Source organism: Comamonas piscis (assembly GCF_014109725.1).
GTDB lineage: Bacteria > Pseudomonadota > Gammaproteobacteria > Burkholderiales > Burkholderiaceae_C > Comamonas > Comamonas piscis.
Genome location: NZ_CP058554.1, coordinates 4,032,698 through 4,052,923, shown reverse-complemented (window position 1 = coordinate 4,052,923; position 20,226 = coordinate 4,032,698). Strand labels below are relative to the sequence as shown.

The window sequence follows — 20,226 nt, the reverse complement described above, 5'->3', positions numbered from 1 at the left end:
TTTAACCGGAGACCGCATTCGGCTGTGGATTCAACCGGTCGACGCAACACACGCATCGAACATTTCAGCAGGGGTTCGATATCCCAGAGTTTTGCGTGGTCGTTGATTGAGCGCACTGGCAATGCGGATCGAAAGGTGCAGGAACAGATGGCTCTCCACACCGACCATCACATGGGTTCCCCATGCGTCTGGGCGGTAATGCACCAGGGCCAGATCAAACGCCTGCGGTTTGGCGATTTCATCGGTGTATTGCTTGTCTCCAAAAGCCGCCGGCTCGCTTTTTCGCTCAAATTGCCGTGGACCCTGGCAAAGATCCGGCCACCTGCTCCCAGCCTTTGACATGCTCCACCAAGGCCCGCAGCTTACGCGGCTGGTTTCTGCGGTTGGGGTAGTAGAGGTAAAAACCAGGGAAGTAGGGCAGATAGCTGTCCAGCACCGAGACCAGCTCCCCGCGCTCCAGGTAGGGCGCAAAGGTCTCCTCCATGCCGATGGTGATGCCGCCGTCGGCCAGTGCGGTGCGCACCATCAGCAGCATGTCGTTGGTGGTGACACGGGGAGCAACCGCAAGGCTGAAGTCTCGGCCGTTTTCTTGGAATTCCCAGCGGTAAGGGGCCAGTTCCAACCCCGCACGCCAGCCGATGCAGCGGTGGCCCAGCAGATCATTGGGGTGCTGGGGCGTTCCCTGCGCGGACAGGTAGGAGGGGGTGGCGACGACCACCTGCCGTTGCGGTCCCGTCAGCGGGATGGCGATCATGTCCTGCTCGATGACTTCACCGAGACGCAGGCCGGCATCGAAGCCACCGGCAATGATGTCGGATTCGTCATCGGTGACGGTGACATCCAAGGTGATATGCGGGTGCGCGGCGGCAAAGGCGCTGATCAAGGGGCCGGACAGAAAGCGCTCGGCGATGGAAGTGACCGCCACGCGCAACAGCCCGCGCACCGGGCCTTCTTCGGATACTTCTTCAAGCGCTAACTGCACGGCAGCCAAGGGGCCGCTGATTTGCTGGTGCAGCGTTTGGCCGGCCTCGGTCAGGCGCACATGGCGGGTGGTGCGGTGGACCAGGGCGATGCCCAGTTGGTCTTCCAGCTTGCGCATGGCTTGGCTGACGGCAGAGCGTGTCACGCCCAGCTGGTCGGCGGCAGCACGGAAGTTTTGCGCTTTGGCCACCGCCAAAAAGCAGTGGAGCAGCTGGAGTTCGTCTTTCATTGGTTAGAAAGTCTAACCAAATTGTGCAGCATTGGTGCACTTCTCTTATCAGGCCAAGCTGCCTACAGTTTGAACTTTCCAACGCCATGTGCAGAAAGTTATCCATGAAAAACTTGCTCGACAAAGTCATTTTGATCACCGGTGCCAGCAGCGGTATCGGTGAGGCCACCGCCAAGCTGCTGGCCGCGCACGGCGCCACCGTCGTGCTGGGCGCCCGCCGGGTCGACAAACTGGGCCAGATCGTGGCCGATATCCAGAACGCAGGCAGTATGGCCGAAGCGCTGGCGCTGGATGTGACCCAGCGTGCGCAGCTGCAGGCCTTTGCCGACCATGCGCTGGCGCGCCATGGGCGCATCGACGCCATCATCAACAACGCTGGCGTGATGCCGCTGTCACCGCTTGCCGCATTGCGGGTGGAGGAGTGGGACTGGATGATCGATGTGAACATACGCGGTGTCCTGCACGGCATTGCGGCGGTGTTGCCCAGCATGCGCCAGCAGGGCTTTGGGCATGTCGTGAACATCGCCTCCATCGGTGCGCATGCGGTGTCTCCGACTGCAGCCGTTTACTGCGCCACCAAGTACGCCGTATGGGCCATCTCGGAAGGCCTGCGGCAGGAAAGCAGCGACATCCGCGTGACCACGATCAGCCCCGGGGTGACGGAGTCGGAGTTGGCGGAGACCATCACGGATGCCGCTGGCCGCGAAGAGATGAAGGCGTTTCGCAAGGTGGCCATCAGCGCATCGGCGATCGCGCGGGCCATCCATTTTGCAATCTCACAGCCGGCGGATGTGGACACCAGCGAGATCATCATGCGGCCTACGGCGAGCCCGCATTGATATGAACCCGAACTGCTGCTAGAGCCGGGCGGCTGCAAGGCTATAAGCCTCATGGCTGTTGATGTTATCCTCGCCCACCGTGGGCCATCAGCGCGCCTTGGCCCTGTGCATGCCCGCATCCCATACATGCATGATTTCGGTCACCGCGTTGTTCAGGGCGACCGATGTCACCCCATCCCGGGCCAACGTGGTCAGGCCGACCAAAAAGCCTCCGAACACCATCGACAGCGCGCGCGCGTCGGTCTCTGCGGGCAATTCGCCCGACGCTATAGCGCGCTCCACGCAAGAGGCAATCCCATCACGTGTTCGTTTGCGTGCATGCGCCAGCATCTTTTGAATCGGATCCTGTTCGTCGGTGCAGCCCGCGGCTGAAACCACCATCAGGCAGCCCTTGGGATGGCCGCGCTCGCTTTGCATTTTTGCCGAGCGGCGCAAAGTCAGTTCAACGGCTTCGCGCGGTGGCAGGCTTTTATCCCACAAGCTGGATTCGACCTGTCCATGGGTCGCCAGGTAGTGCGCCACGACTTCCTTGAACAATCCCTCCTTCGAGCCGAATGCGGCATAAAAGCTGGGTGCCGTGATGCCTCCGCCGATGCCGGCCTTGAGCTGCGTCAGCGAGGTGGCTTCATAGCCATGCTCCCAAAACAGATGCATCGCCTGGTGGATGGCTTCTTCACGATCAAAGCTGCGGGGACGGCCCATTTGCGCCATGGCGCTCTCCTGATGACAAGGACTTAAATACTAATCGATACAAAAGTCGTTGACAAGTGCGTTCAGGTTTCGCTACATTTATACCAATCGATATATAAGTCGGAGCGCAGGCGATGGTGGACCCATCGACCTGACCTGCCCGGGGCAGGCTCCTCTACAGCGGGCGCGTACCTTGCGCAGCTTTTATCCCACCACAACCTCTCACATGGAATCCTCTCGATGACCAAGACGACCTTGCCCCCACCCGAGGCGCACACACCGCCAGCAGCCGCTGAGCGCCTGCCGATATCCGCACTGCTGGCGCTTGCGATGACTGGGTTTATCTGCATCGTGACGGAGACGTTGCCAGCAGGCCTTTTGCCGCAGATCAGTGAAGGGCTTGGCGTGTCGCAGTCGTTGGCGGGGCAAATGATCACCGCTTATGCGCTGGGCTCGCTGCTGGCAGCGATTCCGCTGACCATCGCCACCCGTGGCTGGCGGCGGCGCAACGTGCTGCTGCTGACGATCGTCGGCTTTCTGGCCTTCAACTCTCTGACTGCGCTGTCCTCGAACTACTGGCTGACACTCGCTTCGCGCTTTTGCGCGGGCATGGCTGCGGGATTGGCATGGAGCCTGCTGGCTGGCTATGCGCGCCGCATGGTCGCGCCGCATTTACAGGGACGGGCGATGGCCATCGCCATGGTGGGAACGCCCATTGCACTGTCGCTGGGGGTGCCAGTGGGCACCTGGCTTGGCGCGCTGGTAGGTTGGCGCACGGCGTTCGGCATCATGTCTTTGCTGACCTTGGCGCTGATCGTCTGGGTGCAGGCGAAGGTGCCTGACTACCCAGGCCAACCGGGCCGCGAGACGATGCCACTGCGCAGGGTGTTTACCACGCCAGGCGTCCGCCCGGTGCTGGCGGTGGTGATCGCCTGGATGCTGGCACACAACCTTTTGTACACCTATGTGGCACCGTTTTCGGCGCTGGCCGGTTTGGCCGGCCAAGTGGATCTTGTGCTGCTGGTGTTTGGCGTCGCGGCACTGCTGAGCATCTGGATTGTTGGGCGGCTGGTGGATCGCTGCCTGCGCGCAGTGGTGCTCGTCAGCCTGGCGACCTTCGCGCTGACGGCTCTGGCTTTAGGGCTATGGGGGGCGTCAGCATGGGTTGTCTATGCAGGGGTGGCCGTCTGGGGCCTCACCTTTGGCGGCGCAGCTACGTTGTTGCAGACGGCCTTGGCCGATACGGCTGGTGAGGGCGCGGACGTGGCCTTGTCCATGAATGTGGTGGCTTGGAACAGCGCCATTGCCGGCGGCGGCATTCTGGGTGGTGTCATTTTGGAAATGCAAGGGGTTGGTGCTCTGCCTTGGGCCGTGTTGGCGCTGTTGCTGGTCGGTTTCGGAATGGCTTGGTCGGCGCGCTCTCAAGGCTTTCCATCGGGCCACCGTGCATCCAACACGGCGGTGGTGGGCCACTGATCTGCGACGGGTACGGGAAGGCAGCGGCGTTGCTTCGCAGCACACCCCCTCACCGAAAATCCCGGCTCCGAATCCGCAGGCTGTCATACCAATCCGACACATCCCGCAGCTGGTGCGCGATCAGGTTGCCCACCTCGCCGCTGCGCTGCCAGCGGCCTTGCACGGCCAGGAACTGGGCGTGCAGCAGGGCATCGCGCTGGGCGCTGCGCAGGTGGGGCCAGCAGATGACTTGCAGGTTGCCGGTTTCGTCCTCCAGGGTGATAAAGACGACGCCCTTGGCGGTGGGCGGTTGCTGGCGCAGGGTGACGATGCCGCAGGCGCGCACCCAGCTGCCGTCGCGGGCTTCGCGCAGTTCTGCCTGGGTTTGGAAGCGGTGGCGTTGCAGGCGCTCGCGCAGCAGGGCCATGGGGTGGCGGCGCAGGCTCAGGCCCAGCGCGCCGTAGTCCCAGTGAATGTCTTCCTGCTCGCTGGCGGCGGGCAGTTGCAGCTCGTCCTCATCGATGGGGGCGGCGTGCAGCAAGGGGCTGTGGTGCAGCGGGGCCGAGGCCTGCCAGAGCTGGTGGCGGCGGTGGCCTTCGAGGCTGGCCAGTGCGTCGGCGGCGGCCAGGTACTTCATTGCGGGGGCGTCCAGCTGGGCGCGGCGGGCGAGGTCTTGCGCGCTGACAAAGGGGGCCGCTTCGCGGGCCTGCAGCAGGCGCGCGCTTTGCGCCTGTGATAGCTGCTTGACCAGGCGCAGGCCCAGGCGCACGGCGGGGTGGGGGCCGCTGGCCGCTTCGGTGGTGCAGTCCATGTTGCTGTGCATCACATCGACGGGCAGCACCTGCACGCCATGGCGTTTGGCATCTTGCACCAACTGGCTGTTGCTGTAAAAGCCCAGCGGTTGGCTGTTGACCATGGCCACCAAAAATTCGGCAGGGTAGTGGCATTTGATCCAGGCGCTGAAGTACACCAGGATGGCAAAGCTGGCAGCATGGCTCTCAGGAAAACCGTATTCCGAAAAGCCCTGGATCTGCTGAAAAATCGATTCGGCAAAGGCGCGTGAGTAGCCGTTGCCAGTCATGCCGTTGATGATCTTGTCGTAGTGCTTGTGCAAGTTGCCAGTACGGCGCCAGGCGGCCATGGAGCGGCGCAGCTGGTCGGCCTCGCCGGGGCTGAAGCCGGCCGCATCAATGGCGATCTGCATCACCTGCTCCTGGAAGATGGGTACGCCCAGGGTGCGCTCCAAGGCGGGGCGCAGCAGCTCGCTTTCGTAATGCACTGCTTCCAGCCCCTGGCGGCGGCGCAGATAGGGGTGGACCATGCCGCCCTGGATGGGGCCGGGCCGCACCAGCGCGACTTCGATCACCAGGTCGTAGAACTTTTGCGGGCGCAGGCGCGGCAGCATGCTCATCTGGGCGCGGCTCTCGATCTGGAAGACGCCGATGGTGTCGGCCGCGCAGATCATGTCGTAGGTGGGGCGGTCGTCGTGCGGGATATCGCCCAGCGCAAAGCTGCGGCCCTGGCGAGCGCCCACCAAACGCAACATTTTTTGCAGCGCGGTGAGCATGCCCAGCGCCAGCACATCGACCTTGAGCAGGCCGACGGCATCGAGGTCGTCCTTGTCCCATTGGATGACGGTGCGGTTCTCCATGCTGGCGCGCTCGATCGGCACGATGCGCGAGAGCGGGCCGCGCGTGAGCACAAAGCCGCCCACGTGCTGGGACAGGTGGCGCGGAAAATCGCGCAGGATCTCGACCAGCTCCTGCAGCTGGCGCACCGCCAGGTCGCCGGCCTGCAGGCCGCACTGGGCCAGCGCGGCGTCGCGCAGCAGTTCATCGTCCCAGCGTGAATGGTCGCGGGCCAGCAGCTCGATGCTGGGCAGTGCAAAGCCCAGCGCCTTGGCCACATCGCGGAGCGCAGATTTGCGCCGGTAGCGGATGACCACGGCGGTGAGGCCTGCGCGGTGCAGGCCGTATTTTTTGTAGAGGTACTGGATGACCTCTTCGCGCCGCGCATGCTCAAAGTCCACATCGATATCGGGTGGCTCGTTGCGCTCTTTGCTGATGAAGCGCTCAAACAGCAGCCGGGTCTTGTCCGGATCAACCTCGGTGATGTGCAGGCAAAAGCAGACGGCCGAGTTGGCGGCCGAGCCCCGGCCCTGGCAGAGGATGTCCTTGCTGCGGGCAAAGCGCACGATGTCGTAGACGGTCAGAAAATAGTGCTCGTACTGCAGCTCGGAGATCAGGGCCAGCTCTTTTTCCAAGGTGGCCTGTATGCGTGTCGGCGTGCCTTGGGGCCAGCGGCGGGCGGCCCCTTCGTAGGTGAGCTGGCGCAGGTAGGCGGCCGGTGTGAGCTGGGGTGGCACCACCTCGTCGGGGTACTGGTAGCGCAGCTCGGTCAGCGAGAACTGGCAGCGCGCGGCAATGCCCAGGCTGGCCTCCAACAAATCGGGCGGGTACATCTGCGCCAGCCGCAGCCGGCTGCGCAGGTGCAGCTCGGCATTGGGCTGCAGCGCGTAGCCGCAGTCGGTCAGCGGGCTGCGCATGCGGATGGCGGTCAGCACATCCTGCACGGGCTTGCGGGAGCGCACATGCATGTGTACATTGCCGGCGGCTACCAGCGGCACGCCACTGCTGCTGCCCGCTGAGCGCATCTGCGCCAGCCAGGCCTCGTCGCCCAGGCTGCGGTCCAGTTGCACAGCCAGCCAGCAGCGGCCGGCAAAGTGCTGTTGCAGCCAGGCGGCCTGGGCCTGGGTGTGCACCGGGCTGGCCTGGCGGCTGGGGGCCAGCAGCAGCAGGCAGTCTTGTAGCGCGCGCGGCTGGATGGCCGATTGCGCCAGCGCATAGCTGCCCTTGGGCGACTTGCGCCGCAGCTGGGTGATGAGCGCGCAGAGGTTGCCGTAGCCGTGCAGGTTGCAGGCCAGTGCCACCAGGGTGAAGGCAGGTGCGTCGGCATCGCTGGGCTGCACCTCAAACTGCGCGCCCACCACCAGCGGCAGCCCGCAGTCGCGCGCTGCGACATGGGCGCGCACGATGCCGGCGAGCGAGCATTCATCGGTCAGAGCCAGCGCGCGGTAGCCCTGGGCCTGGGCGCGCTCGACCAGCTCATGCGGGTGGCTGGCGCCGCGCAGAAAGCTGAAATTGCTCAGGCACCACAACTCGGCGTAGTCGGGGATGGGGAGGGGAGGGCGCGTGGCCATGGTGCAAGCAGGATGCAGCGCGGCTCAGGCAAAGCGGCCGTGCAAAAACCAGGCGCTGCTGTGCGCAGACAGCCGGGTATGAAAAATCCACAGCAGGCCGGCATGGGCGCTGTGGGCGACCCAGTAATCGCGCAGTGCGGTGTGGGCGGTTTGTTCGCTGGGGGCAGGGTCTTGCGCGCTGGCGGGGGCCGGCGTGTCGATGCTGGGATCCGCTGCATCGCTGGGTGCTGCTTCTGTGGCAGGTGCTGCCACTGGTAAAAAGCCGGGGCTGCGGTGCCACCAGCCGCCTTCGATGCGCTGCGGGCCCAGCAGCAGCTGCAAAGGCCCGTGGTAGAGCGGGCGGCTGTGATTGTCTTGCAACAGCTGCAAGGGAGCGGGCAGCAAAAAGCTGGGTTGCGGAAGCGGCGGCAGTGCCGAGGGTGGTGCCGCCTTGGCCTTGCTGGCCGGCTGTGCTGGCTGGGCGGGCAGCCACTGCACCTGCCATTCGGGGCGGTGGTCGGGCCGCAGCAAGGGGCGTTGCACCAGGTCGGCGCCCAGGCGGGCGGTGATGCGTTCGAGCACCTGTTCCAGGCTTTCGCCATCGGCGGTTTTGTCGGGCAGCAGGCTGGCACTGCGCTCTTGCAGCGCTTCGGGCGCATCGGCATGCAGGCGCAGCTCGCCGACCGGGGCTTGCAGCTGCACATGGGCCAAGTGCTCTTGCAGCAGGCGGCAGAGGTGCTGCAGATCGCGCGTGGTGCTGGCGGTGTGGACCGTCAGCTCGCCGCCATCGCCCACATGGCGGGAGCGCATCGCATCATGGCACCAGCCCAGCCTAAAACTGCGCACCCCCGCCCGCTGCGCCGCCAGCCAGCCGCACAGCTGCAGCAGCAGGTGGCGTGCGCCATGCATCAGCGCATCGGCCTGGTCAATGCGCATGGGCAGCTCCAGCCGGGCATCAAAGCGGGCGGGCAGGCTGATCCAGGGGTAGCGGTCGGGCAGCAGGCCGTGGGCCTGGTCGAGCGCGCTGAGGATGCCGGTATCCATGCGCCGGGCCAGCGCCCCCCGGGGCAGCGCATGGACGGCGCCCAGGCTTTGGCAGCCCAGCTGGCTCAGCAGCTCGGCATGGCGGGCCACCGCATCGATCGCATGCAGCGGCAAGGGCGCCAGCACCTGGGGCAGCGGATGGCCCATGCCGTGGCGGATGCCGCAGCGCGCCAGCGCAATGGCGGCCAGGCTGGTGGGGGCCCAGCTGATGGCCTGCACGCCCAGCTGCCGGCTCTCGCGCAGCAGGCGCCGGGCCAGTTGCTGGCGCCCGCCAAACAGGCGCTCGCTGGCCGACAGCTCCAGCACCAGCGCATCGCCAAACACACTGTCCGAGGGCACACAGGCCAGGCGCGGCGTGAACTGCTGCGCCCACAGCGCCAGGCCCGGCACATTGGCCGATGGCATGGCGCTGGCGGCCTCAGTGCTGCAAGCTGGTGGGGCGTGCGCGCTGGCGGCGGAGCGGGGTAGATGGGGCAGCAGCGCGGCCCAGATCGGAGTCATGGTCTGGCAAGTGGATGGCGGTGGCAGGGATGGGGATGGCAGTGGGCGAGAGCGGCGCGTTGCCGGGCAGCAGGCGGGTGGGCAGCACCGCTTGCAGGCTGGGCGGTATGGCCGGCAGCTCCAGCAGGCCGCTGTGCGCGGGGCCCCGGCGTTTGAGCAGCTCCAGCTGCAGCGACCAGGGCTGGCTGCTGCGCACCAACAGCCGCAGCGGTGCGGCCGAGGCCTGGTGGCGGCTGCTCTCGGGCCGAAAAATAAAGGCCAGGCCTTCAAACTGCTGGGCGCTGATCTGCAGGCGGCGCATCTGCTCGGGCTGCACCTGGGGCAGCCAGGCCAGCACGGCCGCTGCGGCATTGGCCTTGAGCAGCTGCTCCAGCGCCCAGAGCTGGTCTTGCGGGCGGCTGCTGTGGATCCACACCAGCTGCGCCGGCGCCAAGCCGCACTGGGCCAGCCCGCTGGCATGGGGCGGTAGCGGCGGGCCCAGCGCGATGACGGGTTTGTGCGGCTGGCACTGCTGGCGCAAGGCCATGCCGGTCAAACGCCATTCCAGGGTGCCGGCCTGGGGCTGCAGCACTTCGGTCAGGCACTGGCTGGGCCAGCCTTTGCCGGGCAGCTCTGCATCCAGCGCAGCCCAGCCGGTGGGGATGCCTGCCATCGGCGCGCGCACCAGGTGGTCACCGCGCCAGAGCTGGGCGGTGACTGTGGGCGGCAGGGACAGGGCATCGAGTTTATGCATGGCAAATAACTGTATATATGTACAGTATAAGAGCTTGCGCCTGGCTTATGTGTAACAGCGGGCGGGTCTGCGCCGCACTGTAGGACGGCAAAGCCTGTGTATCTCTTTGAAAACAAGCCACTGCAGCTTTGTTTTGAAGCGGACAGCCAGCCGGGTAAGATCGCGGTACATGCAAATACCCGAACCCCACGACTCTGCGGACCGCCCCGCGCCACCGTCTTCTGCCGCCTCTGCGCGGCGTTCGGCCGTGGTGGATGGCGTGGCGGTGGATGGCCTGACGCCGGTGCCGCACTTGGAGCGCAAGGCCGGGGCATTGCTGCTGTTTACCTTGCTGCTGATTCTGGGATCAGCCTTTTACCTGATGTATGCGCGCGGCGTGTTTGAGCCCCAGCAGTCACTGGTCCTGACAGCCGATGATTCCGAAGGTGTCTCCATCGGTCTGGACATGACCTTCTCCGGCTTTGCGATCGGCAAGGTCAGCAAGATCGAGCTGGCGCCCGATGGCACCGTGCGCATCCATGTCAACGTGCCGGAGAAAGATGCGCACTGGTTGCGCAGCAGCAGCGTGTTTACCTTGGTCAAGGGCCTTGTGGGCGGCACGACCATCAAGGCCTACTCGGGCATTCTGGACGACCCGCAGTTGGAGGATGGCGCCGTGCGCGCCGTGCTGTCGGGCGATGCGACGGCCGAGCTGCCGCAGCTGATGAGCAATGCCCGCCAGCTGCTGGAGAACCTAAACATGATGACCTCGGCCGGCTCGGCCTTGGGCGGCACCCTGGAGCAGCTGCGCGACCTGAGCACCAAGCTCAACGGCCCCAGTGGCGCGCTGGGCGTGGTGATGGGCGGCGACGCCGAGGCCCGCAAAATATCGCAGACCCTGGACCGCACCAACCAGCTGCTGGCGCGTTTGGATGGCCTGGCCAAGAATGCCGACAAGCAGGTGTTTGGTGCCGATGGCGTGATGCCTGAGGTGCGCGCCACCGTGCAACAACTCAATGCCGTGCTGGGCGATGTGCGTGGCAGCTTGAAGAAGGTGGATGCCGTGCTGGTGGAGGCCCAGGCCGTGGGCGCCAATGCCAAGGATGCCACCAACCAGCTGGGCGATTTGCGCGCTGATGTAGAGGCCAATCTGCGCAAGGTGGAAGGCATGCTGACCGAGCTGAACCGCAAATGGCCGTTTGCCAAAAAAGATGCCGAGGTGCGACTGCCATGAGCACCACGATGACTATGACCACCCGCCTGGCCGCCGCACTGCTGGCCGCCGCTGTGCTGGGCGGCTGCGCCAGCAGCAAAAAGGCGCCTGACTGGGCCATCAACGAGCAAGGCGCTGCCGAGCGCGCGACCGATGCTTATCTGTCTGGCAACAGCCGGGTGGCCGATGCCGAATGGAGGCGTGCACGTGACGAGGTCGCCCGCACAGCCAGGCCCGATCTGCTGGCCCGGCTGGAGCTGGCGCGCTGCGCCGCGCAAGTGGCTGCCTTGGATGCTGCCCCTTGCACCGGCTTTGAGGCGCTGGCCCAGGATGCCGCCGATGCCGAGCAGGCCTATGCCCGCTATCTAGCTGGCCAACTGGCTGCTGCTGATGTGGCCCTGCTGCCCAAGGCGCAACAGGCGGTGGCGCCCTTGGCGCCGGAGCAGGCAGCCGCTTCGCTGGCTGCCATTGAAGACCCGCTGTCGCGCCTGGTTGCTGCCGGCGTGCTGGCGGTGCGCGGGCCGGTGTCTATGGCCATCGTCACCCAGGCGGTCGATACCGCCTCTGCGCAGGGCTGGCGCCGTGCAGTGATGGCCTGGCTGATCAACCAGCAACGCCTGGCCCGAGAGCTGGGCGATACGGCGCTGGCCGACCAAGTGCAGCGCCGGCTGGATCTGCTGCAGGCCACGCAGAAATAAGCCTCTATCGGCAGCCCCTCAAGCGCTGCATCCCCACACACTGACTAGCTCGTCGTCGTATCAGGCGCCGGGTCTGGCTGCGTGCCGGGGTAGGGGTGCTCGGGGTTGCCGGGGTAGGGGTGTACCGGCTCACTCGGATACGGATGCTGTGGGTTGCCCGGGTAGGGGTGCAGGGGGCTGGGCTCGTACGTACCCGGCTCACCCGGCGCGGGTTGCGGCTGGCCTGGGATAGGGGGCTGGGTATGGGATTGGCTGGGGTCGTAGGGCTGGGGCATGGTCGTCCTCCTGTGGCGGGCCTGGCTGCCTGTGCAAGCAAGCCCTTGGCAAAAGCCCAGTGTGGCAAGCACCTCAGCGCTGGCGTGTAGGCCCCGGTAGCACGCCAAGGTACGCGCATCGCCGTTACGCCATGTGTGAAGCGGAACAAGGTACAGCAAAGCATTTCTCCCACATGGCAGCTTTGGCGGCAGCGCTACGCTGAAAGCTTCAACCCGTATCAGGAGGATGCCATGCACACGATGCAGCACATGTACAAGGCGTTTGCGTTGCCCCAGGCGCAAAAGCCCGTACCCAGTACCCCCAAAAAGCCCCAACCAGGTGGTGGCGGGCCGCCTGCCGATGGTGATCCATCGCAGTAAGGTCCATCCATCCCGCGCCACCTCGCCTCAACGCATTACCCAAGGAGATCCGTGATGCCCCAAGGAGATAAATCTGCTTATACCGATAAGCAAAAACGCATGGCCCGCCATATCGAGAAAAGCTACGAGAAAAAAGGCGTGTCGGAAGACGAAGCCGCTGCACGCGCCTGGGCCACGGTGAACAAGGAAACGGGGGGCGGCAAGCTCTCCGGATCAGGCCGGGGCAAGGCGACCGGGCCAGGATCGCGGCTTGCCGCCGTGCGCTCGGCAGCTGCCAAAAAGGCGGCTGCTAGCCGCAGCCCCGAGGCGCGGTCGGCATCGGCCAAAAAGGCGGCCGCTACCCGCAAACGCAATGCCGCTGCCAAGAAAAAGTAGGCATGCAAAACAGGCCAGCCACCTTGCGGTGTGCTGGCCTGTTGGTATGTCTGCCTAAACCGGCTCCGGGTCTTTGACCGGTGGCTCGTTCCCGGGCTCCTCGATCGGCAAGGTGCTATCGGGCGGATCAATGGGCTCGGGCTTGGGCAGATCGGGTGGCGGTGGCGCCACCGGGGGTTGCGGGGGAGTCGTAGGGGTGGGCATAGCAGCCTCCTTTCTGCCCTTGTTTTTACCCCTGCCTGCAGCGCGTGTGTGTCGGACAAGCTTGTTAGCCGGTAAGCGCATGTAGAGCCGCGCTGCATGGTGTTGCAGCAGTTTGCGACGGCAATGGCAATAGCTAAAGCGAAAGCGCTTTAGCCATTGCGCCCATCGTTTCATTTTTCAATTTTTTTAAATATCCAAGGAGTGCCAGCATGAGCCCATCCAGCAAAACCAAAAAACCATCGACAGAGCGCAAGACGGACAAGCGCTCGGTAGAGGAAGTGGTGGCTGCGCAGCAGCGCATCCAAGAGCAGCAAACCAAGAACGATGCCCGGGACAAGGCGGCCAAGGCAGCCAAGGCACCGAAAAAAACCAAGGGCAGCAAGGACGACAAAAGCAGCAAAAAGACGGCACCGGGCCCAGGGCATGAGGTGCCCACACCGCCGATGCCCGCCAAAAAACTGGCCAAGCCCGGGCATGAAAAAGCGCTGGATCTGCAGCCGCTCTACCTGGCAGAAAACTACCAGGGCAGCGGCAAGCTGGAGGGAAAGACGGCGGTCATCACCGGCGGGGATTCGGGCATTGGCCGCGCGGTGGCGGTGCTGTTTGCCCGCGAAGGCGCCAATGTGGCGATCCTGTATTTGAATGAGCACGACGATGCCAAGGAGACCTGCCGTTTGATCGAGGACGAGGGCCGGCAAAGCCTGGCAATCTCCGGCAATGTGCAGGATCCGCAGTTTTGCGAGACGGCGGTAAAGCAGGTGCTCAAGCAGTTTGGTGCACTGAATGTGCTGGTCAACAATGCGGCGTTCCAGCAGCATGCGGCCGATATTGAAGACCTGAACACCGAGCGCCTGGACGAGACCTTTCGCACCAATATCTTTGGCTACTTCCATATGGTGAAGGCCGCCATGCCGTATCTGCAGCGCGGCGACGCGATTGTGAACACCGGATCGGTCACCGGCCTGAAGGGCAGCAAGCAGCTGCTGGACTACTCTGCGACCAAGGGCGCCATCCATGCCTTTACCAAGGCGCTGGCGCAGAACCTGATGGAGCGCGGCATACGCGTCAATGCCGTGGCCCCCGGCCCGGTCTGGACGCCTTTGAACCCGGCCGACAAAAGCGGCGAGGACCTGCGCGAATTTGGTGCCGACACCCAGATGGGCCGGCCCGCCCAGCCCGAGGAACTCGCCCCCGCCTATGTATTTCTGGCCTCGCAGGTCTGCTCCAGCTATATCTCGGGCATCGTGTTGCCGGTGACGGGGAGCGTGGGCGAATCCTGAACCCAGGCTGGCGGATGCAGGGCTTTACATCCCTCGAAAGATGCAGGGTTGAAATGATAATGAGAATGCATTATCATTTTGGCTTCTGTTCCTGTTTTGGAGAAGCACTGCATGCAAGTTCTGTCCTCGCTCAAAGAAGCCAAGAAGCGCCACCGTGATTGCCAGGTGGTCAAGCGCCGTGGCCGTATCTATGTGATCTGCAAGAGCAACCCGCGCTTCAAGGCGCGCCAAGGCGGGGCCAAAAACAAGCACAAAGGCTAAGGTTAAGGCTTGGGCGGCGGGCGGGCTTAATCGCTCCCTCCCGCCTCAGATGCTGGTGGTCAGCTCGGCTTGGCATTCTCGGCCTGGCGGGCCTTGTCCGCCAGGATGTCGAACTCCTTGCGCAAAGCATCCAGCTCGTCTTGGTCCAGCTCTTCCAGCGAGAGCATGCGGTTGCGGGCCGGTTCGATCGCACGGATCAGCTCATCGAGCTTGATCTGCATGGCCTCGGTGTCGCTGTTCTGGGTGGACTGAATCAGGAACACCATCAGGAAGGTGATGATGGTGGTGCCGGTATTGATCACCAGCTGCCAGGTGTCGTTGAAACCAAAAACCGGGCCGCTGATGGCCCAGAGCACGATGACCGCAAGGGCGCCGACAAAGCAGACGGGGTGGCCGCTGAACTTGGCAACCGAGCGGGCAATTTTGTTGAAAGGGGAATGCTGGGTCTTCACAGGGACTCCTTCGGTGACAGATGGAATCCAGCATAGAGCCAGGGGCGGCGGCCGTGCTGCCGCTGCAGATCAAGAGGCTGTAGGAGGGCGGCGGCATTCTTGCTGCAGCCATTCGCCAAAGCGCTGGTAGCTCTCCATGTCGCTGCGCCAGTTGGGTGCGCAGAGGTAGTAGCCCAGGGGGCTTTCAAAGCGCTGGCCCAGTGGCTCGACCAGCTTGCGGCTGCTGAGCGATTCTTGCAGCAGGCAGCTGGGCACCAGCGCCACACCCAGGCCGGCAATAGCGGCCTGGATGATGAGGGTGAACAGGTTGAAGCCGGGGCCGATGCGCGCACCTTCATAAGGGCCGGCATAGGCGTTGAACCAGTCGTCCCAGGAGGTGGGCAGCTCGATGTGCTGCAACAGGCTGCACTGCTTGAGGTCGCTGAAATGCTGGATAGGGTGCTGCGCCAGGTAGCTGGGCGAGCAGACAATGCTGGTCTCGCGTCCGATCAGGTACTGGGCATCGGCAATCGGCCAGTCGCCGTAGCCGTATTGGATGGAGGCATCAAAGCCATCGCCGGTCTCGGCGCTGTCGGTGGTGCTGTAGCGCACAAAGTGGATGGCGATGTGCGGGTTGCTGGCGCGAAAGCTCTCCAGCCGGGGAAAAAGCCAGTTGGCCGCAAAGGTGGGCGCGACCGACAGGCTGAGCAGATGCGCGTTCTGCGCGGTAGAGATGACCTGGGTGGTGGCCCGCTCCAGCGATTCCATCGCCGGGCGCACGAGCTTGAGGTAGTTCTCGCCGATCTGGGTGAGCGCCAGGCCATGGCTGCGGCGCATGAACAGCGGGTGGCCCAGGTAGGCCTCCAGCCCCGCAATGTGGCGGCTGATGGCGCTTTGCGTGACAAACAGCTCCTTGGCGGCCTTGGAGAAAGACAGGTGCTGCGCCGAGAGCAAAAACGCGTTCAGCTCGGAAATCGTGGGGCAGCGACGGCGCATGGGGTATGAGCTCCACTCATGATGGTAGAAAAAATTGGCAGATGCATGGCGTCATGTCATTGCCACATATTGTTGCAGCTTGGCTAGAGTTCGGGGCATTAGAGGCAACTGTGGCGCTGTGAACGCCAAAACCGATTATGCAATCCACCCTGATCCGCAATGCCAAGATTCTCGACACCCGAAATCTCGTATTGACTTCTACTCATACCATTTTGGTGCGCAACGGTCTGATCGAAAAGATCAGCGCTGAAGACTTCGAGGCGGCGGATGCCACCGTCATCGATGCCAAGGGGATGACCTTGATGCCTGGCCTGATCGACTGCCACGTCCACGTGATGGCTTCGGGCTTCAACCTGGGTGCGGTTGCCAACTTGCCCAATGCGCTGGCATTGCTGCGCGCGCTGCCCATCATGAAGGGCATGATCGACCGGGGCTTTACCTCGGTGCGCGATGCCGGCGGTGCCGACTGGGCGCTGGCCGAAGGCGTGCGTACCCGCCAGGTGGCCGGCCCGCGCTTGTTCTGCGCCGGCAAGGCGCTGTCGCAAACCGGCGGCCATGGCGATTTTCGGGCGCGCAATGACACGCTCGACCCCTGCTCCTGCGCTTACAAGATCGGCAATATCGGCAAAGTGGTGGATGGCGTTGACGCCTGCCGCCTGGCGGTGCGCGAAGAGATTTTGAAGGGCGCCACCCAGATCAAGGTGATGGCGTCGGGTGGCGTGGCCTCGCCCAACGATCCCATCAACAACCTGGGCTTTTCGGTGTCGGAGCTGACCGCCATCGTCGAAGAGGCCCACAATGCGAACACCTATGTGATGGCCCATGCGTACACGCCCCAGGCGATCACCCGTGCCATCCAGTGCGGCGTGCGCACCATCGAGCACGGCAACCTGGTCGATGAACCCACCGCCAAGCTGATGCAGGAAAAGGGTGCCTACATGGTGCCGACCCTGATCACCTACGAAGGCCTAGCCAACGACGGTGCCAAGTACGGTCTGCCCGATGAATCGGTGCAAAAGATTGCCAAGGTGCGTACCAACGGCCTCAAGGCGCTGGAAGTGCTGGACGCCGCCGGCGTGAAGATGGGTTTTGGCAGCGACTTGCTGGGCGAGACGCACTACATGCAATCGGACGAGCTGGTGCTGCGCGCCAAGGTGCTGGGCCATGCCAAGGTGGTGCAGCAAGCTACCTTGATCGGCGCCGAGATTCTGAACCACGAAGGCCTGCTGGGCGAAGTGGTGGAGAACGCCTATGCGGACTTGCTGCTGGTCGATGGCAACCCGCTGGAAGATGTCTCGGTGCTGACCCAGCATGACGCAGCGATCAAGCTGATCATGCGTGACGGCTTCATCCACAAAAACGCCTGCTAATCCCTTTGCGCGAGAACAACAATATGTACAACGCTTCGGAACGTCTGGAGCGGCTGCCTTTCAGCCGCTTTCATTTCACCCTGCTCATCATCGGCGGCCTGGGCCTGGCCTTTGAGGCACTGGATGCGGGCATCATCGCCTTTATCCTGCCGTCGCTGCGCGAGCAGTGGGGCCTGACGGGCCTGCAGGCCGGCTGGATTGCCAGCAGCACCTATGTCGGCTTTCTGGTGGGCGCGCTGCTCTCGGGCATGCTGGGCGACCGCTTTGGCCGCAAGGTGGTGATGATGTGGGCGCTGGTGCTGTTTTGCGTGGCCACCTTCATCAATGCCTTTGCGACCAACTTCCATGAGTTCTACATCCTGCGCATGATTGCCGGTGTGGGCATGGGGGCCGAGGGCGCCATCGTGGCGCCTTACCTGGCCGAGTTTGTCAGCAGCCGCTACCGGGGCCGTTTCACCGGCGCGCTGGCGGGCTTCTTCTCCTTTGGTTTTGTGATGTCGGCGTTGCTGGGCTACTTCATCGTGCCGATGAGTGACGACGGCTGGCGCTGGATCATGGTCATCGCCTCGGTGCCGGTGGTGTTTTTGCTGTGGATGCGCCGCGCGCTGTTTGAATCCCCCCGCTGGTTGGAAGAGGTGGGCCGCTATGAAGAGGCCAGCCGGATCTGTACCGAGATTGAAGCGCAGGTGCTGCGCAGCAGTGGCAAGCCGCTGCCTGAGCCGGTGAAGATGAGTCTGGCGGCCAAGGCTGCTGACTCTGCCGTGCAAGGCGCCTGGGCCAAGCTGGCGACCTTGGTCAAGCCCCAGTACCTGCAAACCACCCTGGTGGTCTGGGTGTTCTGGATCACGGTGATGTTCTGCTACTACGCCTTCCTGGTCTGGATTCCCAGCCTGCTGGTGGCGCGCGGTTTTGCGGTCACCAAGAGCTTCTCCTTCACCATCCTGATCTACCTGGCGCAGATCCCCGGTTATTACTCTGCCGCTTACTTCAATGACAAGATCGGCCGCAAATACACCATCCTGGCCTACATGCTGGTGTCTTGCCTGTCCGCACTGGGCCTGGCCTTTGCCAGTTCTGACCAGGAAATCATCCTGCTGAGCATGCTGCTGTCCTTTGGCATGAACGGCGTGATTGCCGGCCAGTACACCTACACCTCGGAGATCTACCCCACGTCGATCCGTGCCACCGGCATGGGAACGGCCTCGGCGCTGGCACGTATTGGCGCGATTGCGTCACCCACCATCGTGGGCGCTGCTTACCCGGTGCTGGGTTTTGGCGGGGTGTTTGCGATGATGACCGGCGTGCTGTTTGTCGGCGGCATGGGCATCTTGCTGTTCGGCAAGAACACCCACGGCGTGTCGCTCGAAGGGATTCAGCAATGAGCACCACCCATATCCTGGGCCGCCTGGCCCACACCCTGGGCCAGAGCAACGATGCCGAGCGCCACTGGGCCGCCATCTCGGAGGCCTGCCAGCAGCTGTTTGGCTATGGCCTGCTGACCGGCCTAGTCTACCTGCAGCAAGAAAAGCTGATGCGCCGCATCTACTCGTCCGACGAGGCCATCAGCCCGCTGGGCGGCTTCAAGGCCACCGGCAAGGGCCCCTGGTCGGCCCGGGTGCTGGACCAGGGCCTGCCCTATATCGGCCGGGATGAGGCGGACATCCGCACTGTCTTCTCCGAAGCCGAGGACCTGGTCGCCCGGGGCTTGCATGCGGTGCTGAACATCCCCGTCTGGTATGGCGGCGAGGTACTGGGCTCCATCAATATCCTGGGCCCGCGCGGCGCCTACAACGCCGTGCCTGAGGCACTGATCCACCTGGTGGCTGGCGTTTGCGTGCCGGCACTGGCCTCCGCCCGCGAGACGGCGAAAGAGGCGGCGCGTGGTATCGACAGCGCCAGCCTGCAAAGCGTCTAAGCGCCTGGATGAAACCATCCCAACCCGCACGGCCCCTGGCCCTGCGGGCTTTTTTGCGCGGTCAGCCGCCTGCATCGCAGAGACAGGGGGCGCCGCGATCGCGCAGCAACAGGCTCTACAATCGCCGCCCATGGCTTCTAACAGTTCAGGCTTGTGGTCCTCGCCCGCCGTGCGCATGGGCGTGTCGATCAGCATTGCTACCGGTTTGTATGGCATCTCCTTTGGCGCGCTGGGCGTGGCTGCGGGCCTGTCGGTCTGGCAGACCTGCGCCTTGAGCTTGCTGATGTTCACGGGCGGATCGCAGTTTGCGTTTGTGGGCGTGGTCGCAGGCGGTGGTGCCGGGGCTGCGGCCCTGGGCGCTGCCAGCTTGCTGGGGGTGCGCAATGCGGTTTACGGCATGCAGATGGCGGCCTTGCTGGGCCCGCGCGGGCTGGGGCGCTTGCTGTCGGCGCAGCTGACGATTGATGAATCTGCGGCCACGGCCCTGGGGCAAACCGAGAAAGCCGAGCAAAAGCGTGGCTTTTGGACCGCTGGCGTGGGGGTCTACCTGCTGTGGAACCTGTTCACCGCTGCGGGCGCCTTGCTGGGCAATGCCCTGGGCGACCCCGGGCGCTGGGGCTTGGATGGCGCAGCGGTCGCGGCCTTTATGGGCCTGCTCTGGCCGCGCCTGACGCACAAGGAGCCGATTGCGCTGGCGGTGGTCGCTGCCAGCATTGCGATGCTGGCGGTGCCCTGGGTGGCGCCTGGCGTCCCTATCTTGATTGCGGCGGTGGTGGGTGCCGCCTGGGGTTACGGATCGCGCAGCAGCGGCCCGGCCGGGCAGGGCGCCAACGCGCAGGAGGCCGCACGATGAACGCCATGGCAGAGGTGGGCAACCACTGGTGGATATGGGTGCTGCTGGCCAGCGCCGTGACCTATGGCACCAAGCTGTTGGGCTACAGTGTGCCCGCGCACTGGCTGCGCCACCCGCGCATGGCCCGGGTGGCAGGGGCGCTGACGATTGCGCTGCTGGCGGCCTTGACGGCCATGAACACCCTCGTCAGCGGCCAGCAGTTGGTGCTGGATGCCCGCCTGGCTGCGCTGGCGGTGGCCATCATCGCGCTGGCGCTGCGCGCGCCGTTTTTGCTGGTGGTGGTGCTGGGCGCGGCGGCATCGGCGTTGGTGCGGTTTTGGGGCTAAAAACCTAAAAGAAGTTATTGGGTATAATTGCAGGGTTTTG

22 protein-coding genes are annotated in these 20,226 nt (G+C 64.2%); 13 read left to right on the top strand and 9 right to left on the bottom strand.

The features are described from left to right. Positions 1-286: 286 nt before the first annotated feature. Positions 287-1,210 carry a LysR family transcriptional regulator gene (locus tag HS961_RS18235; RefSeq protein ID WP_182324419.1) on the bottom strand — a complete coding sequence of 308 codons (924 nt, stop codon included), beginning with the start codon at positions 1,208-1,210 and terminating at the stop codon, positions 287-289. 104 nt (positions 1,211-1,314) lie between these two features. On the opposite strand from HS961_RS18235, the gene HS961_RS18230 reads away from it, so the two are divergent. Continuing rightward, on the top strand, positions 1,315-2,049 hold the full coding sequence (locus tag HS961_RS18230; RefSeq protein WP_182324417.1) for an SDR family oxidoreductase: 735 nt from the start codon (positions 1,315-1,317) through the stop codon (positions 2,047-2,049). 87 nt (positions 2,050-2,136) lie between these two features. Here the strand turns inward: HS961_RS18230 and HS961_RS18225 are convergent, their stop codons facing one another. Continuing rightward, positions 2,137-2,760 (bottom strand): TetR/AcrR family transcriptional regulator, encoded by a 624-nt coding sequence (locus HS961_RS18225; RefSeq protein WP_182324415.1) that lies wholly within the window; start codon positions 2,758-2,760, stop codon positions 2,137-2,139. A gap of 219 nt (positions 2,761-2,979) precedes the next feature. On the opposite strand from HS961_RS18225, the gene HS961_RS18220 reads away from it, so the two are divergent. After that, positions 2,980-4,215 (top strand): MFS transporter, encoded by a 1,236-nt coding sequence (locus HS961_RS18220; protein ID WP_182324413.1) that lies wholly within the window; start codon positions 2,980-2,982, stop codon positions 4,213-4,215. Positions 4,216-4,264: 49 nt separating this feature from the next. On the opposite strand, the gene HS961_RS18215 is transcribed toward HS961_RS18220, so the two are convergent. Genes HS961_RS18215 through imuA form a run of 3 tightly spaced genes read right to left on the bottom strand, consistent with a single transcriptional unit; the run spans position 4,265 to position 9,650 of the window. Continuing rightward, the gene (locus HS961_RS18215; protein WP_182324411.1) at positions 4,265-7,393 is read right to left on the bottom strand and encodes an error-prone DNA polymerase; all 3,129 of its coding nucleotides are present in this window, start codon (positions 7,391-7,393) and stop codon (positions 4,265-4,267) included. A 24-nt stretch (positions 7,394-7,417) separates the two neighbouring features. Further along, a complete protein-coding gene (locus HS961_RS18210; RefSeq protein ID WP_182324409.1) occupies positions 7,418-8,917 on the bottom strand; it encodes a Y-family DNA polymerase in 1,500 nt (499 codons plus the stop codon). Next, positions 8,835-9,650, bottom strand: a complete 816-nt coding sequence (gene imuA / locus HS961_RS18205) for a translesion DNA synthesis-associated protein ImuA (protein WP_182324407.1) — start codon at positions 9,648-9,650, stop codon at positions 8,835-8,837. The genes HS961_RS18210 and imuA overlap by 83 nt, the downstream gene beginning before the upstream one ends. A gap of 169 nt (positions 9,651-9,819) precedes the next feature. Here imuA and HS961_RS18200 point away from each other — a divergent pair, with 169 nt between their 5' ends. Together HS961_RS18200 and HS961_RS18195 are read left to right on the top strand one after the other, a co-directional pair. Further along, positions 9,820-10,863: an MlaD family protein gene (locus tag HS961_RS18200; RefSeq protein WP_182324405.1), complete on the top strand. Its 1,044-nt coding sequence runs from the start codon at positions 9,820-9,822 to the stop codon at positions 10,861-10,863. An 8-nt stretch (positions 10,864-10,871) separates the two neighbouring features. Then, positions 10,872-11,540: a hypothetical protein gene (locus tag HS961_RS18195; RefSeq protein WP_182324403.1), complete on the top strand. Its 669-nt coding sequence runs from the start codon at positions 10,872-10,874 to the stop codon at positions 11,538-11,540. A gap of 44 nt (positions 11,541-11,584) precedes the next feature. Here the strand turns inward: HS961_RS18195 and HS961_RS18190 are convergent, their stop codons facing one another. Further along, positions 11,585-11,815 carry a hypothetical protein gene (locus HS961_RS18190; RefSeq protein WP_182324401.1) on the bottom strand — a complete coding sequence of 77 codons (231 nt, stop codon included), beginning with the start codon at positions 11,813-11,815 and terminating at the stop codon, positions 11,585-11,587. 231 nt (positions 11,816-12,046) lie between these two features. Between HS961_RS18190 and HS961_RS23735 the strand changes: the two genes are divergently transcribed. Continuing rightward, a complete protein-coding gene (locus HS961_RS23735) occupies positions 12,047-12,175 on the top strand; it encodes a hypothetical protein (protein ID WP_272956275.1) in 129 nt (42 codons plus the stop codon). Between the two features lie 54 nt (positions 12,176-12,229). Continuing rightward, on the top strand, positions 12,230-12,550 hold the full coding sequence (locus HS961_RS18185; RefSeq protein WP_182324399.1) for a plasmid stabilization protein: 321 nt from the start codon (positions 12,230-12,232) through the stop codon (positions 12,548-12,550). 54 nt (positions 12,551-12,604) lie between these two features. Here the strand turns inward: HS961_RS18185 and HS961_RS18180 are convergent, their stop codons facing one another. Then, entirely contained in the window at positions 12,605-12,754 is a 150-nt protein-coding gene (locus tag HS961_RS18180; protein WP_182324397.1) for a hypothetical protein, read from the bottom strand. Positions 12,755-12,963: 209 nt separating this feature from the next. Between HS961_RS18180 and HS961_RS18175 the strand changes: the two genes are divergently transcribed. Both HS961_RS18175 and ykgO read left to right on the top strand, forming a co-directional pair. Continuing rightward, positions 12,964-14,034 carry an SDR family oxidoreductase gene (locus tag HS961_RS18175; protein WP_182324395.1) on the top strand — a complete coding sequence of 357 codons (1,071 nt, stop codon included), beginning with the start codon at positions 12,964-12,966 and terminating at the stop codon, positions 14,032-14,034. A 111-nt stretch (positions 14,035-14,145) separates the two neighbouring features. Beyond that, on the top strand, positions 14,146-14,295 hold the full coding sequence (gene ykgO / locus HS961_RS18170; protein WP_021028544.1) for a type B 50S ribosomal protein L36: 150 nt from the start codon (positions 14,146-14,148) through the stop codon (positions 14,293-14,295). A 59-nt stretch (positions 14,296-14,354) separates the two neighbouring features. Here the strand turns inward: ykgO and HS961_RS18165 are convergent, their stop codons facing one another. After that, on the bottom strand, positions 14,355-14,747 hold the full coding sequence (locus HS961_RS18165) for a low affinity iron permease family protein (protein ID WP_182324393.1): 393 nt from the start codon (positions 14,745-14,747) through the stop codon (positions 14,355-14,357). A gap of 69 nt (positions 14,748-14,816) precedes the next feature. Beyond that, the gene (locus HS961_RS18160; protein ID WP_238347651.1) at positions 14,817-15,722 is read right to left on the bottom strand and encodes a LysR substrate-binding domain-containing protein; all 906 of its coding nucleotides are present in this window, start codon (positions 15,720-15,722) and stop codon (positions 14,817-14,819) included. Positions 15,723-15,859: 137 nt separating this feature from the next. On the opposite strand from HS961_RS18160, the gene HS961_RS18155 reads away from it, so the two are divergent. The 5 genes from HS961_RS18155 (at position 15,860) to HS961_RS18135 (ending at position 20,186) form a co-directional block, all read left to right on the top strand. Continuing rightward, complete coding sequence (locus tag HS961_RS18155; protein ID WP_182324391.1) at positions 15,860-17,092, top strand: metal-dependent hydrolase family protein; 1,233 nt, start codon at positions 15,860-15,862, stop codon at positions 17,090-17,092. Between the two features lie 23 nt (positions 17,093-17,115). Continuing rightward, positions 17,116-18,474 carry an MFS transporter gene (locus HS961_RS18150; RefSeq protein WP_182324390.1) on the top strand — a complete coding sequence of 453 codons (1,359 nt, stop codon included), beginning with the start codon at positions 17,116-17,118 and terminating at the stop codon, positions 18,472-18,474. Continuing rightward, positions 18,471-19,007, top strand: coding sequence for a GAF domain-containing protein (locus HS961_RS18145; protein ID WP_182324388.1), 537 nt, complete (start codon positions 18,471-18,473; stop codon positions 19,005-19,007). Before HS961_RS18150 ends, HS961_RS18145 begins: the two co-directional genes overlap by 4 nt. A 130-nt stretch (positions 19,008-19,137) precedes the next feature. Then, positions 19,138-19,860: an AzlC family ABC transporter permease gene (locus HS961_RS18140; RefSeq protein ID WP_182324386.1), complete on the top strand. Its 723-nt coding sequence runs from the start codon at positions 19,138-19,140 to the stop codon at positions 19,858-19,860. Further along, on the top strand, positions 19,857-20,186 hold the full coding sequence (locus HS961_RS18135) for an AzlD domain-containing protein (protein WP_238347650.1): 330 nt from the start codon (positions 19,857-19,859) through the stop codon (positions 20,184-20,186). The genes HS961_RS18140 and HS961_RS18135 overlap by 4 nt, the downstream gene beginning before the upstream one ends. Positions 20,187-20,226: the final 40 nt, after the last annotated feature.

Bases quoted from the DNA above. Each gene is read 5' to 3' on its own strand.
- HS961_RS18235 (WP_182324419.1), bottom strand. From the start codon at position 1,210: ATGAAAGACGAACTCCAGCTGCTCCACTGCTTTTTGGCGGTGGCCAAA.
- HS961_RS18230 (WP_182324417.1), top strand. From the start codon at position 1,315: ATGAAAAACTTGCTCGACAAAGTCATTTTGATCACCGGTGCCAGCAGC.
- HS961_RS18225 (WP_182324415.1), bottom strand. From the start codon at position 2,760: ATGGCGCAAATGGGCCGTCCCCGCAGCTTTGATCGTGAAGAAGCCATC.
- HS961_RS18220 (WP_182324413.1), top strand. From the start codon at position 2,980: ATGACCAAGACGACCTTGCCCCCACCCGAGGCGCACACACCGCCAGCA.
- HS961_RS18215 (WP_182324411.1), bottom strand. From the start codon at position 7,393: ATGGCCACGCGCCCTCCCCTCCCCATCCCCGACTACGCCGAGTTGTGG.
- HS961_RS18210 (WP_182324409.1), bottom strand. From the start codon at position 8,917: ATGACTCCGATCTGGGCCGCGCTGCTGCCCCATCTACCCCGCTCCGCC.
- imuA (WP_182324407.1), bottom strand. From the start codon at position 9,650: ATGCATAAACTCGATGCCCTGTCCCTGCCGCCCACAGTCACCGCCCAG.
- HS961_RS18200 (WP_182324405.1), top strand. From the start codon at position 9,820: ATGCAAATACCCGAACCCCACGACTCTGCGGACCGCCCCGCGCCACCG.
- HS961_RS18195 (WP_182324403.1), top strand. From the start codon at position 10,872: ATGACTATGACCACCCGCCTGGCCGCCGCACTGCTGGCCGCCGCTGTG.
- HS961_RS18190 (WP_182324401.1), bottom strand. From the start codon at position 11,815: ATGCCCCAGCCCTACGACCCCAGCCAATCCCATACCCAGCCCCCTATC.
- HS961_RS23735 (WP_272956275.1), top strand. From the start codon at position 12,047: ATGCACACGATGCAGCACATGTACAAGGCGTTTGCGTTGCCCCAGGCG.
- HS961_RS18185 (WP_182324399.1), top strand. From the start codon at position 12,230: ATGCCCCAAGGAGATAAATCTGCTTATACCGATAAGCAAAAACGCATG.
- HS961_RS18180 (WP_182324397.1), bottom strand. From the start codon at position 12,754: ATGCCCACCCCTACGACTCCCCCGCAACCCCCGGTGGCGCCACCGCCA.
- HS961_RS18175 (WP_182324395.1), top strand. From the start codon at position 12,964: ATGAGCCCATCCAGCAAAACCAAAAAACCATCGACAGAGCGCAAGACG.
- ykgO (WP_021028544.1), top strand. From the start codon at position 14,146: ATGCAAGTTCTGTCCTCGCTCAAAGAAGCCAAGAAGCGCCACCGTGAT.
- HS961_RS18160 (WP_238347651.1), bottom strand. From the start codon at position 15,722: ATGCGCCGTCGCTGCCCCACGATTTCCGAGCTGAACGCGTTTTTGCTC.
- HS961_RS18155 (WP_182324391.1), top strand. From the start codon at position 15,860: ATGCAATCCACCCTGATCCGCAATGCCAAGATTCTCGACACCCGAAAT.
- HS961_RS18150 (WP_182324390.1), top strand. From the start codon at position 17,116: ATGTACAACGCTTCGGAACGTCTGGAGCGGCTGCCTTTCAGCCGCTTT.
- HS961_RS18145 (WP_182324388.1), top strand. From the start codon at position 18,471: ATGAGCACCACCCATATCCTGGGCCGCCTGGCCCACACCCTGGGCCAG.
- HS961_RS18140 (WP_182324386.1), top strand. From the start codon at position 19,138: ATGGCTTCTAACAGTTCAGGCTTGTGGTCCTCGCCCGCCGTGCGCATG.
- HS961_RS18135 (WP_238347650.1), top strand. From the start codon at position 19,857: ATGAACGCCATGGCAGAGGTGGGCAACCACTGGTGGATATGGGTGCTG.